The organism is Ochrobactrum sp. EDr1-4, assembly GCF_049199085.1.
GTDB lineage: Bacteria > Pseudomonadota > Alphaproteobacteria > Rhizobiales > Rhizobiaceae > Brucella.
In genome coordinates, this window is the sequence record NZ_JBLZOF010000003.1 from 121,898 (window position 1) to 134,803 (window position 12,906).

Here is a 12,906-nt window from a genome sequence, read left to right on the forward strand (position 1 = left end):
CAAAGAGGAAATGCGATGCGCTTTTTAAAAGTTACCGGTTCCATTCTCCTTCTTGCTATTCTGGCTGTCGTCTTATGGCTTGGTTTTCGTCCGCCCGAACTTCTTAAAGTTGGCAGCGGCTATGCTGCCAAGATCGTCTGCTCGAATGTCTTTCTGGCCAATCGTGATCCGCAAGAGGTGCTCGCACTTGATGTGCAGGCCCCCGGTCATCCTTTACTGAAATTTGTCGATGTTTCAGTCGATAATGCCAGCGAGACAGTTACCGCCCATATTTTTGGTTTCTTTGCACCGAGCAAGGCCGTTTATCGCCCGGGGCTTGGCTGCGCCAATGTGCACGACGTCGATTTACGCCCTTCATTGAACCAGCCTATGGATGCAGCAGCTCTCATTGCCGATGTGAATATCAATCCGGCAATACAAAGCATTATCGAAAACCCGACACTGGCAGGGCCGGGGATGCGCGCGATTGGCGTGTTGAAAGACGGCCAGATCATCGCTGAAACTTATGGACTAGGCTTCGATGCAAATACCCCCTTGCTTGGCTGGTCGATGACCAAATCGGTTATGGCTACGCTGATTGGAATGCGTATTGCCGAAGGCAAGATGGATTTGCAGCGCGATCATCTCTTAGCGGAATGGGAGAGCGACGACCGTTCAAAGATCAGGCTTGCTGATTTGTTGGCGATGGAAAGCGGGCTCAAATTTGATGAGGATTATGGCAGCGTCACCGATGTGACGCGTATGCTGTTTCTCGAAAACAATATGACCGAATTTGCAGAATCGTTGCAGCTCGAAGCGCAACCTGGCACAAAATTCAACTATTCCAGCGGTACAGCCAACATTTTGTCGAAACTTTATATGGAAAGCTTTGATACACCCGAACAAGCGCTCACCTACGCGCAAAGCGCGCTTTTTGAGCCATTGGGTATTGCGAGCGCCACGCTCGAAGTTGATGCTAGCGGCGTTCCTGTTGGCTCATCTTACCTTTATGCGAATGCACACGACTGGCTGTCTATCGCGCGCCTTATTCTCGATGACGGTAAAGTCGGCGACAAACAGCTTCTAAGTGAAGATTTCATTCGCCTGATGCAAGCGCCGTCCAAAGCCTCTGACGGCTGGTACGGGTCAGCACAGACCTGGCTGCAAGCCGCAGGTGTTAAAGCCGGAACAGAAGGCATTCCGGCAGATGCCTTCTGGATGTCGGGTCACGATGGTCAAAGCATGATCATTGTTCCATCGATGAATTTGGCGATTGTTCGGCTTGGCCTTACACCATCACGCACCGGATATAAGGTTCCTCAACTTCAGGCGGCAATCATTCAGGCTTTGCAGCAGGCAGAGTGAGGTCCACAAGATTGAGCTTACGGAAATCGCCACCGCTTGGATTCTGAAATGGATAGAGACCAAACTCTGGCATTACTGCATAGAGATGGTCGAAAATATCGGACTGGATCTGCTCATAAGAGGCCCAAACGGTTGTGTTGGTGAAACAATAGACCTCCAGCGGCAAACCATCTGGTGTCGGGTCCATCTGGCGCACGAGAAGCGTCATGCCCTTGTGAACGTTAGGGTGATTCCGCAGATAGGTTTCGACATAGGCGCGGAACGTGCCAATATTTGTAAACCGGCGCGTATTGACCGGGTTTTTTGCCTTATCGCCAAGCTTAGCATTCCAGTCAGCGATTTCCTTTTCTTTCTTCGAAAGATAGCCCGTCAGTTGATCAATGGAGGCAAGGCTTTGTAACTCATCTTCGCTTAGAAAGCGGATTGTTGCCTGATCGATGAAAAGTGCGCGCTTGATGCGACGGCCACCCGATTGCTGCATTCCGCGATAGTTTTTCATCGGTTCGGTGATGAGTTTGCGGATCGGGATTGTGGTGATCGTCTTGTCGAAATTCTGAACCTTGACCGTATAGAGCGCGATCTCAACCACATCGCCATTGGCATCAAGGTTTTTCATCTCGATCCAGTCGCCGACACGCACCATGTTGGATGAGGCAATCTGCATACTGGCAACGAGTGAGAGCAGCGTATCCTGAAAAACCAGAATAAGCACGGCAGCCATGGCGCCAACACCAGACAGCAGGATCACAGGCGAGCGATCTAGAAGCGTTGCAATGATCAGCACCACCGCGACGAGGTAAATCACGAGCTTGCTGACCTGTACATAGCCCTTGATCGGACGATCTTTGGACTCTTCACGGCGACTATAAAGCGTATCGACAACGCTGAGCGCCGCACTGACTGTAAAGGCCAACGTCAGAATGATAAATGCAATGGCAACATTGCTGATAACTTTTAATGCGGTCTCTGGAAGTTCAGGCACAGCCACAATGCCCGTCGCAATGATCAGCGCCGGAACAATATTCGCCAGATGCGCAATCACGCCATGTTGCTTGAGTTCTTCATCTTGACCAAAAGCAGTCTTCTGAACAATCCGGTCCAGAATTTTGAGCAATATGGCTTTAATGAGAAAATTTGCCACAAAGGCCGCAAGGAAAAGACCTGTAAGGGCGGCAACAGTCTGCGCCCAAGGATGGGCAATAAAAAATTCCGACAATATATTTTCCCGAATAGCTTGGTGATTTTCAAGAGTCCTACGTGTCTGAACCGCTGAAATCAACCTTTCGGCCTCATTTCAAAGAAAATCCCGGCCAGTGGCCGGGACTTTGTTCGCGATACAACGAGTATTTCGCATTATTGGGCAGGCGCAGCAGGTGCGGCCGGTGCCGGGGCTGGATCAGCCATTGGCGCTGGTGAGGCCGGGTCAGCCGCTGGCGCATCCGTGGCTGGAGCATTTGTCTCTCCCGCTGCGGCAGGATCAGCAACACCATCAACAAACAGCACCGAGCGATCAAAGGCAGGTGCCTCGGTTAGCTGATCCTTGGTGGCTTTGATGACGAGCCATTTCTTACCGTCACTGCGTGTTGCAAGCTGCAACTGATCGGGGCTAACAGCCACATCCTTCTGGCCAACGCCCAGGAAACCACCAACACCGATAACTGCGGCCTGAACTTCACCATCGGGGCTAACGATCAGATCATTGAGATTACCGACAGAGGCTGCATCGGCTGCATCACTTTCATAGACGGTCTGTCCGATGAAACTTGAAACGAGCAGCTGGCCATCTTTTGCTTCTACAAAACCAATCTTTTCAGATTCTGCAGCTGGGGGGCTACCAAACATATTCTGGGAAGAAACTGGAAGCTCTGCGGCGGCAGGTGCAGCTTCAGTCGGTGCGGGAGACGCTGTCTGGGCAAAAGCCGAACCACTAATCAGCAGCGCACATGTCGTTGTCAGCAGTGTTGTTCTAAGCATAATCATCTCCTTTGTTCATCTTGTTCCATTAGTTGAACGTAGAGATCTGAATAGGGTTCCAATTTTTAATATAATTTTTTCTGAGTTCTGCTGCTTAGGAAAAATAATTCAAATGTACCAAAACAAAACAGGCCGGAATGATCCGGCCTGCTTTTTATATTCAATTGAACTTCAGATTAACTGCAACCGCTCGTAGATCCACAGGTGTCGCATTTCAGGCAGGTGCCATTGCGAACCATAGTGAAGTTCTGGCATTCAGAGCAACTATCACCCGTATAGCCCTGCATCATCGACTTGATACGACGATCTGCTTCAAGCTTTTTGGCTGCATTGGTCGTTTCTGCACGGGCAGATGCTGCATCAGCAGCTGCTTTGTCAGAAAACAGTTCCGTTGCTGCAACATTATCCTGCTGCGGTGCTTGCGTTGGCTGTTGTTCAAACTCGCGTTTCAACGCTGTCGCACCTTCGGTCATCAAACCAACCGCTGCCGGGCGCGCCGCAGAAGCTTTCAGCGTGGTAACATTGGAACCTTGTGGTGCCGATGTGACCGAACCCTTCGGTTCCGTACCGGACTGTGTGTTCGACACAAGCGTTGGCTTGTAGCCACGTGTCCAGCCGGTTGAAACGAGATTGGTTTTGCCTTCCTGAATGCCCTTGCCAAGTGCAGTGTTCGAGAAATCGCTCGTATCGACATGCGCAAGATCGTTGCGGCCAAGATAGGACACGGCCAATTCACGGAACACATAGTCGATGATCGATGTCGCTGTCTTGATCGCATCGTTGCCGATGACCATGCCAGCAGGCTCGAACTTCGTGAAAGTGAACGCTTCGACATATTCTTCGAGCGGCACACCATATTGCAGGCCGAGGGACACAGCGATGGCGAAGTTGTTCATCATCGCACGGAAAGCAGCGCCTTCTTTGTGCATATCGATGAAGATCTCGCCGAGGCGACCATTACCAAATTCACCTGTGCGAAGGTAAACCTTGTGACCGCCGACAACAGCCTTCTGCGTGTAGCCCTGACGACGGTTCGGTAGTTTTTCACGCTCATGAACGATCTTTTCGATGACCTTCTCGACAACGCGTTCGGTGATCTGAACTGCGCGCGCGGCAGCAGGTGCTTCGATCAGTGCTTCAACCGCATCATCTTCGTCTTCATCATCCGAGATCAGCGATGCATTGAGCGGCTGCGAAAGCTTGGAGCCGTCGCGATAAAGCGCATTCGCCTTAAGAGCGAGTTTCCATGAAAGCAAGTAAGCGCTCTTACAATCTTCAACGGTCGCTTCATTTGGCATGTTGATGGTCTTCGAGATCGCACCCGAAATAAACGGCTGTGCCGCTGCCATCATCCAGATGTGGCTTTCCACCGAGAGATAACGCTTGCCGATTTTGCCACATGCATTGGCGCAATCGAAAACTGCATAATGCTCTTCTTTCAGGAAGGGCGAGCCTTCAAGGGTCATCGCGCCGCAAACGTGAACATTTGCTGCTTCAATTTCCTTTTTGCCAAAGCCAATTGCTGGCAGCAATTCAAATGAGAAATCGTTGAGCTGCTCATCAGTCAGCTTCAAGACGTCCTTGCAGAAATCTTCGCCAAGCGTCCACTTGTTGAAAGCGAACTTGATGTCGAAGGCGCTCTTCAGAGCAGCATTCAGCGCTTCAATCTTCTCATCTGTAAAGCCCTTGGCTTTCAGAGTCGAAGGATTGACGCCCGGTGCCTGATTGAGGTTGCCATGACCGACAGCATAGGCTTCGATTTCAGCGATCTGGCTTTCAGAATAGCCAAGTGTACGCAGCGCTTCAGGAACGGCGCGGTTGATGATCTTAAAATAGCCACCGCCAGCCAGCTTCTTGAACTTTACCAGTGCGAAATCAGGCTCGATACCCGTGGTATCGCAATCCATGACGAGGCCAATCGTGCCGGTCGGCGCGATAACGGTTGCCTGTGCATTGCGGTAACCGTGTTTTTCGCCGAGTTCCAGCGCCTTGTCCCAAGCAGCACGTGCGTGAGTGATCATGTCCTGATCAGGGCAATCTTCGGCAATCAGACCAACTGGATTAACGGCCAGACCTTCATAGCCGTCGTTTTCGCCATAAGCAGCACGACGGTGATTGCGGATAACACGTAGCATGCTCTGAGCATTTGGCTCATAGCTTGGGAATGCGCCAAGTTCTTTGGCCATTTCCGCAGATGTCGCATAGGAAACGCCGGTCATGATTGCAGTCAACGCACCACAGATCGCACGACCTTCGTCGGAATCATATGGAATGCCGGACGTCATGAGTAGGCCGCCAATATTGGCGAAGCCCAGACCAAGCGTGCGATATTCATAGGAGAGGCGGGCGATTTCCTTGGAAGGGAACTGCGCCATCATCACCGAGATTTCGAGAACCATCGTCCAGAGACGCGCGGTGTGCTCGTAAGCTTCGATGTCGAACGAGCCATCCTTATTGCGATAGGTCAGCAGGTTGATCGACGCCAGATTACAAGCCGTGTCGTCGAGGAACATATATTCCGAGCACGGATTGGATGCGCGAATTGGACCCGCCGCAGGGCAGGTGTGCCAATCATTCATTGTGGTGTTGAAGTGGAGACCCGGATCAGCCGATGCCCATGCCGCATAACCAATCTTTTCCCAAAGATCGCGGGCTTTCAGCGTCTTCATCACACGGCCATCGCGGCGCGCGGTCAGGTTCCAGTCGCCGTCATTTTCAACAGCGCGTAGGAATTCATCCTTGAGTGAAACCGAGTTATTCGAGTTCTGGCCCGAAACAGTCAGATAGGCCTCTGAATCCCAATCGGTATCATAGGTCTTGAACTCAATGTCCGTATAGCCCTGACGCGCAAACTGAATGACGCGCTTGACGTAGTTTTCAGGTACCTGGTTCTTCTTAGCAGCCTTGATTTCGCGCTTAAGAACAGGGTTCTTCGATGCATCGAAACAGTCGTCATTATCGGCTTCGCAATTGACGCAAGCCTTCATGATTGCAGTTAGATGCTGCTTGACGATCTTGGAACCAGTGACAAGAGCAGCAACTTTCTGCTCTTCCTTCACCTTCCAGTCGATATATTCTTCAATATCCGGGTGATCGACATCAACAACCACCATCTTGGCTGCGCGGCGTGTTGTGCCGCCAGACTTGATCGCGCCCGCCGCACGGTCGCCGATCTTGAGGAAGCTCATCAGGCCGGAAGACTTGCCGCCGCCCGAAAGCTTTTCGCCAGCGCCACGCAGATGCGAGAAGTTGGAGCCTGTACCAGAACCATATTTGAACAGACGGGCTTCGCGGACCCAAAGGTCCATGATGCCGCCTTCGTTTACCAGATCATCGCCAACAGACTGGATGAAGCAGGCGTGTGGCTGCGGATGCTCGTAAGCGGATTTCGATTTCGTCAGTTTTCCGGTCTGCCAGTCAACATAGAAGTGACCCTGACCCGGACCGTCAATGCCGTAAGCCCAATGAAGACCAGTGTTGAACCATTGCGGGCTGTTTGGCGCCACGCGCTGCGTCGCCAGCATGTAAGCCAGTTCGTCGCGGAAAGCCGACGCATCTTCTTCAGAGTTGAAGTAGCCGCCTTTCCAGCCCCAATAGGTCCATGTTCCCGCGAGGCGATCGAAAACCTGACAGCCGTCCATTTCGGAACCAAAACGCTCTTCTTCCGGCAGCTTCGCCAGAGCATCTTCATCCGGGATCGAACGCCAGAGCCACGATGGGACATCGTTCTCTTCAACTTTTTTAAGACGGGCAGGGACGCCGGCTTTGCGGAAGTATTTTTGCGCTAGAATATCGGCTGCTACCTGGCTGAACTGTGCCGGAACATTGATGCCTTCAAGGCGAAATACCACCGAACCATCGGGATTCTTGATCTCACTCGTCGCTGTGCGAAATTCGATCTCCGCATAAGCTGACTGGTTTTCTTTCGTAAAACGGCGTTCGATCTTCATCTGTCCCATCCAAACGTTCTATATATAGTAGCAGACTGATCAATTTCAGCCCGAGTTCAGCCTTGTCACACGAGCCACAACCGGCGTCTTGCATATTCGTTTCGAACATCCTCCCAATGCGGGAGGGCAATCATATCGAGGAGCGATCTCCTCAAGGATTCTTTCGATCAAATGCCTCAAACAGGGCATGATCAACGTTCCAGCCATGAGGCCAGTTCTAGACTCATTCATACATGCTGACGGATAAGGTTTTTGCTTATCTAGTATGTTATCATGATTGAAAATACTAAATCTAGTATTAATCCGACATCAGCACCAATAAACAGAAATCTTTCCACTAGGCTAAGTATCTGAAATTCAGACGCAAAAAATCTCGTGCGATAAACGTATTATCTACGCAACGCCCGTTACTCAACCGACTAAATTGAAGAAAAGGCCGACATAACTTCACGCTCGGCCACGCCACTTACGCAACGACCGTTTCATAAAAAACGACTCGGACATGAGCGTCAAGCTTTGGTTTACCATATGGCTTAGAGCGCTAGATATTGTGATCGAGCTCTGGGGGTAAATGTGGATAACGGGGAGAATGACAGATATATGAATGTCAGCTCAAATAATGCGGTGACACATGCCAATCAGCAACACCGGCCATTATATCGAGGCAATATCTGACGAAATAGCGACTTGTGGCGCTGGCAAAGCCATCATTCAGCAGCAATAGCCGTAAGCGACCCGTCAAAACCCAGCAAAATACGCTTGAGATCTGTTTCATCCACACGCTCCGCAGCCTGACGAGGGGATACCCACTCACAGATACGCTGCTCACGCTCCGGCCAATCTTTTGCACGCTCGACGAAGTGCAAAGCATAAACTGCCACCGTAAACTGATTGATGCATTCCGGCGGAAGATCGTTTTTGCAATAATCAAAGCTGCCAATCGGATGAGATGAAATCTCCCCGCGCACGCCAGCCTCTTCATAAGCTTCACGCGCAGCCGTCTCAGCAAGGGTACGGCCCACTTGCGGCCAGCCCTTAGGAATGACCCAACGGCCCGTTCCACGACTGGTAATGACGAGAATTTGCCGTTCGCCGGCCTCAAAGCGGTAAACAAGAGCCGCAACTTGTTGCAAACGACCAGAAGGCGTCAGAATACGCTTCTCCGTTGCAACAAATTTTTTAGCCTGTGTTTTCACCGCGAAAGTCCCACCATTTTCAAAACAGAATGGATTGATTCGCCAAAATAACAATGGATTTGTTTGACAGGGTCTTTCGATAAGAAGCTTAAAATGCTTTTATTTTTAAGGCCTTGCTTAAATTAGTAAACGCAACGCTTTAGCTAAATAGCTTGAAGTCACGCCTCCATACAATTTCGGCAGACTTTCAATATAGTGCGATTGCGGCAGCTTTACCACCGCAATCGACTTTCATTTATTTTCGTTTATCCGCGTTTTCCGCCAGCGATTGGCTCCTGATAGGTGAAGCCCATATCCCACGGGAAATAAATCCACGTATCCTGTGAGACTTCCGTTACAAAAGTATCGACGAGTGGGCGGCCTTTCGGCTTAGCATAAACGGTAGCGAAATGCGCCTTCGGCATCATTTCGCGTACGATAGCGGCGGTTTTGCCGGTGTCCGTTAAGTCATCAACGACAATCACGCCTTCGCCGCCATTTTCGAGAAGCGGTGCGCTGATGCCTTTGAGAATTTCCATTTCGCCTTGCGATGTATAATCGTGATAGGATGCAACGCAGACAGTTTCGATCAAACGAATGCCGAGTTCACGGCAAACGATAGCTGCTGGAACCAAGCCGCCACGGGTAATGGCCACGATAGCGCGCCATTCCTGATTCATATCAGCAATGCGCCAGGCAAGCGCACGGGCATCACGGTGGAACTGATCCCAGGAAACGGGAAAGGCTTTATCAGGCAACGACATCGAAACGCTCCATGGAAAATCCGGGAGTTTCACTCCGGATCTGTCAAACCAAAAATGCGCGATGACGGGTGCCATTCGCGCTGAACTGTCTGGATCTGCCGCTTTCCCTAATGCGCGCACAGCATTTCATATGCATGCTGCACAAGAAGGAAAGGCTCTCCGCCCGGCACAGTCAGCGCCGGGTGATGCTGATAACCGCAAAAAGACCTTTTGCGCAAGAGCGGCGTGAGACCCCACGTCCTTTTAAGGCCAAAAATATAGCGCGGGACCGCATAAAACGGACCGGCGCTATAATTATTCTTAGCGTGAGAACAGGGTCAGGATGGGAAGGTCGTTCAACATCGAACGGGTAACACCGCCGAAAACCAGTTCGCGCAATCGCGAATGGCTATATGCGCCCATCACCAGAAGATCGGTGCGATGCGCGATGATATGCTCACGAAGCACATCCTGTGCGCTACGACTATTGGATGCAAGCGGAGTGAGACTCACATCCACCCCATGCCGCGACAAGGCTTCGGCCAGTTCGCTGCCTGCAAGCGCTTCGTCTTCACCTTCGCGCTCTGGTGGATCAATCCAAACCAGTTCCGAGCGGCTTGCATGTCTCATGAAAGGCAAAGCGTCGAATGCTGCGCGCGATGCTTCCCGCTTGCCATTAAATGCAACCACAATGCGATCAATGGCTTCCATGGCAACGACGGGCGCATGAGGCACCAGCAAAACAGGGCAGCTGGAATTAAACACCAGCGTATCGGCTGTTTCATCATTGGTTGCTGGATCATCCGGATCGGGCTGACCTGCTACCAGCAATTCAGCGCCGAGGCACGAGGTTAGCACACCATCGGCAGCAGTTCCGGTTTCAGAACGCGTGATGCGGAACTCATGATTGATTCCCTGACGGCGCATTTCATCTTCAAACTGCGCTTTCAGATGCTCCGATATTTCTTTGTGCTGCTTATCATGCAGCTCAAACATGCCCGGATCGATAAAACCATTGGGATCTGCATACACGATGGGCGAGGGAACAGAATAAAGGCCGATGACATGAATGTCATGCGTTCTGCGCGTCAGAAGAGCAACTGCAGACAAAATCCGCTTCAGTTCTGCCTCGCTGCGGGAATAGGCCACGACCGTTTTGTAGGACATATCAGATCTCCTTCCGGCTATATTTCATTCTAACATATGATGGTGGTTGCGCTTGGGTAATAACTATTACCTTCACGCCGCACCTTGTTCTTGCAATGTGGCAATCATCGCTTCGATTGCAGCAACCGCCACGTCGATTTTTGCTTCATCACTGCCACGAACAACCAATTCGGTGCTGAAACGACCATTTTCAAATTTCGGATATGATCCGATTATTGTTTCCGGGTTTTCTTTCTGAATTGCTGTTAGCGGTGCGCCGATAACACCTTCACCAAATGGACAGCGCACAGCTTTGGATAAAAGTTTACGGCCAGTTTTCAGCGTCGGCAAAACATTGTCGAGCATAGCCTGAAACACCGACGGCACACCTGCCATCACATAAACATTGCCAATATGAAAGCCGGGTGCAGCAGATATCGGGTTATCGATATGCTCTGATCCTTGTGGCATACGCGCCATGCGTTTACGCGAGTCGGTGAACTCAAGTTCGCGCTTGGCATAATTATCAGCCAAGAGTTTCATAGCCTTTTCGTCATAGATGCACTGCACTTCAAAAGCGCGCGATACGGCATCGGCGGTAATATCATCATGAGTAGGGCCGATGCCGCCCGACGTGAAAATATAGTCATAGCCGGGGCGTAAAGCATTGAGCGCTGTAACGATGGCGTCTTCATCATCAGGAACGATACGAACCTCTTTGAGATCAATACCGGCAGCCGTCATCACATCGGCGAGATGACCGATATTTTTATCTTTTGTACGTCCTGAGAGAAGTTCGTCGCCAATAGCAAGCATTGCAGCCGTCACGGCCTGCTGCGGGGTATTCGTCATGCCCAGACTCCATTCTGTATATGCACAGTTAATCCCCGGCAGATGAAAGCTGCAACTGGTTTTCTGTGTTTTTCAAAGTGGAGACCCCGCATACGACTGATTGTTATCAATATAACTTTTATTCAACAAAAACGTTGCGGGCTATTTTCTAATTTTTTTCCACTGTCATGAAAACCAGTTGTTACAACTGCTCAAAACCGCTTGAATTTGCTTCACAAATCATGACATAGAAAGTCTTAGCTGCGGTCGTGGCGAAATTGGTATACGCAACGGACTTAAAATCCGTCGCCTTTTAGGCTTGCGGGTTCAAGTCCCGCCGACCGCACCACCCGTCTTCATTGATAAAACAATACTATTTTACTCATGTTTTGCGTTTCGCGCTTGTTTGCGGCGCGAAAGCCATGTAGCCATGCGAAAATAGTATTGTGAATGCAGAAAGCCGACCGATGAACGCCTTCGTTAAAGCCGTAGTTCAAGCTGAAACCGCCATGCGTGCGCTCTTTCCAGAGACACCATTGCAGCTCAATGACTATCTTTCACGGAAATATGGCGCAGAGATTTGGCTTAAGCGTGAAGATCTGACGCCAGTTCGCTCTTATAAAATACGTGGTGCTTTCAATTTCATTTCGCGCGCAGTGAAGACAACAGACGAAAATGCAGTTTTTGTCTGTGCGTCGGCTGGCAATCACGCACAGGGCTTTGCCTTCGCCTGTCGCCATTTTGGCCGCAAGGGCGTGGTTTTTATGCCCGTGACGACGCCGCAGCAAAAAATCGACAAAACACGCGCTTTCGGTGCTGAATTTATCGAAATCAAACTCATCGGCGATATTTTCGACGTCTGCTATGCTGCTTCACAGGAATATGCCGCAGCGAATAGCGGTGTAATGGTACCGCCATTTGATCATCAGGGCATCATTGAAGGGCAGGCGACCGTCGCACTCGAAATCGAACGGCAGTTGCCTGATAACAAAAAGCCGGATTTTGTGTTTCTGCCAGTTGGCGGCGGAGGTCTGTCAGCAGGCGTCACACAGTATTTTGATGGCATCGGCTGGAAAGCGTCTTATCGCTTTGTCGAACCGCAGGGCGCTGCAAGCCTTAAAGGTAGCCTTGAAGCGGGAAAGCGTATCAAACTTTCACACGTTGATAATTTCGTTGATGGAGCTGCAGTTGCCGAAATCGGCAAAGAAAACTTCAAGCTTCTCAAAGGCTTCGACAAAAACGTTGTGATCACAGTTCCGGAAAACCGTCTGTGCTCAACAATGGTTGAAATGCTCAATATTGAGGGCGTTGTGCTCGAGCCTGCCGGTGCTCTTGGTATTGATGCGCTCAAGGATTTCAAGAAAAGCGAAATCAAAGGCAAGCGTATTGTCATCGTCGTATCGGGCGGTAATTTCGACTTTGAACGACTGCCAGACGTCAAAGAACGCGCACTTCGCTATGAAGGTTTGAAGAAATATTTCATCTTCCGTTTTCCGCAGCGTCCGGGCGCTTTGCGCTCGTTCCTCGATCTTCTTGGACCGGAAGACGACGTTGCCCGTTTTGAATATTTGAAGAAGTCTGCGCGTAATTTTGGCTCGGTGCTGATCGGCATCGAAACGAAGAATGCCGGAAATTTTAAGATTCTTGAAAAGAAGTTTGCCGAAGCGGGCTGGGCTTATCAGGACATCACCGACAATCAGGTGCTTGCAGATTTCATTATCTGATAGTTCCAAAAACAAAATT

The 12,906-nt window shown here is 50.5% G+C and carries 9 protein-coding genes and 1 tRNA gene; 3 read left to right on the plus strand and 7 right to left on the minus strand.

Going from position 1 to position 12,906, the window contains the following annotated elements; all coding sequences use genetic code 11:
* Positions 1 to 15 precede the first annotated feature (15 nt).
* Positions 16 to 1,344: a serine hydrolase gene (locus tag ACOZHT_RS11630; protein WP_339508759.1), complete on the plus strand. Its 1,329-nt coding sequence runs from the start codon at positions 16 to 18 to the stop codon at positions 1,342 to 1,344.
* Here the strand turns inward: ACOZHT_RS11630 and ACOZHT_RS11635 are convergent.
* The 7 genes from ACOZHT_RS11635 to ACOZHT_RS11665 all read right to left on the minus strand — a co-directional run bounded on the left by ACOZHT_RS11635 (position 1,316) and on the right by ACOZHT_RS11665 (position 11,184).
* Positions 1,316 to 2,560: a mechanosensitive ion channel family protein gene (locus ACOZHT_RS11635; protein WP_339508760.1), complete on the minus strand. Its 1,245-nt coding sequence runs from the start codon at positions 2,558 to 2,560 to the stop codon at positions 1,316 to 1,318. The genes ACOZHT_RS11630 and ACOZHT_RS11635 overlap by 29 nt on opposite strands.
* Before the next feature lie 137 nt (positions 2,561 to 2,697).
* On the minus strand, positions 2,698 to 3,318 hold the full coding sequence (locus ACOZHT_RS11640; protein ID WP_339508761.1) for a PRC-barrel domain-containing protein: 621 nt from the start codon (positions 3,316 to 3,318) through the stop codon (positions 2,698 to 2,700).
* A gap of 176 nt (positions 3,319 to 3,494) precedes the next feature.
* Positions 3,495 to 7,268, minus strand: coding sequence for a vitamin B12-dependent ribonucleotide reductase (locus ACOZHT_RS11645; RefSeq protein WP_421565789.1), 3,774 nt, complete (start codon positions 7,266 to 7,268; stop codon positions 3,495 to 3,497).
* A gap of 707 nt (positions 7,269 to 7,975) precedes the next feature.
* Complete coding sequence (locus tag ACOZHT_RS11650; RefSeq protein ID WP_339508763.1) at positions 7,976 to 8,464, minus strand: NUDIX hydrolase; 489 nt, start codon at positions 8,462 to 8,464, stop codon at positions 7,976 to 7,978.
* A gap of 245 nt (positions 8,465 to 8,709) precedes the next feature.
* Entirely contained in the window at positions 8,710 to 9,207 is a 498-nt protein-coding gene (gpt, locus tag ACOZHT_RS11655; protein ID WP_339508764.1) for a xanthine phosphoribosyltransferase, read from the minus strand.
* Between the two features lie 300 nt (positions 9,208 to 9,507).
* Positions 9,508 to 10,353, minus strand: a complete 846-nt coding sequence (locus ACOZHT_RS11660; protein ID WP_339508765.1) for a universal stress protein — start codon at positions 10,351 to 10,353, stop codon at positions 9,508 to 9,510.
* A gap of 72 nt (positions 10,354 to 10,425) precedes the next feature.
* Positions 10,426 to 11,184, minus strand: a complete 759-nt coding sequence (locus ACOZHT_RS11665; RefSeq protein WP_339508766.1) for a competence/damage-inducible protein A — start codon at positions 11,182 to 11,184, stop codon at positions 10,426 to 10,428.
* A 242-nt stretch (positions 11,185 to 11,426) separates the two neighbouring features.
* On the opposite strand from ACOZHT_RS11665, the gene ACOZHT_RS11670 reads away from it, so the two are divergent.
* Positions 11,427 to 11,512, plus strand: a tRNA-Leu gene (locus tag ACOZHT_RS11670).
* Positions 11,513 to 11,630: 118 nt separating this feature from the next.
* The gene (gene ilvA / locus ACOZHT_RS11675; protein WP_339508767.1) at positions 11,631 to 12,887 is read left to right on the plus strand and encodes a threonine ammonia-lyase IlvA; all 1,257 of its coding nucleotides are present in this window, start codon (positions 11,631 to 11,633) and stop codon (positions 12,885 to 12,887) included.
* The last annotated feature ends 19 nt before the right edge of the window (positions 12,888 to 12,906 follow it).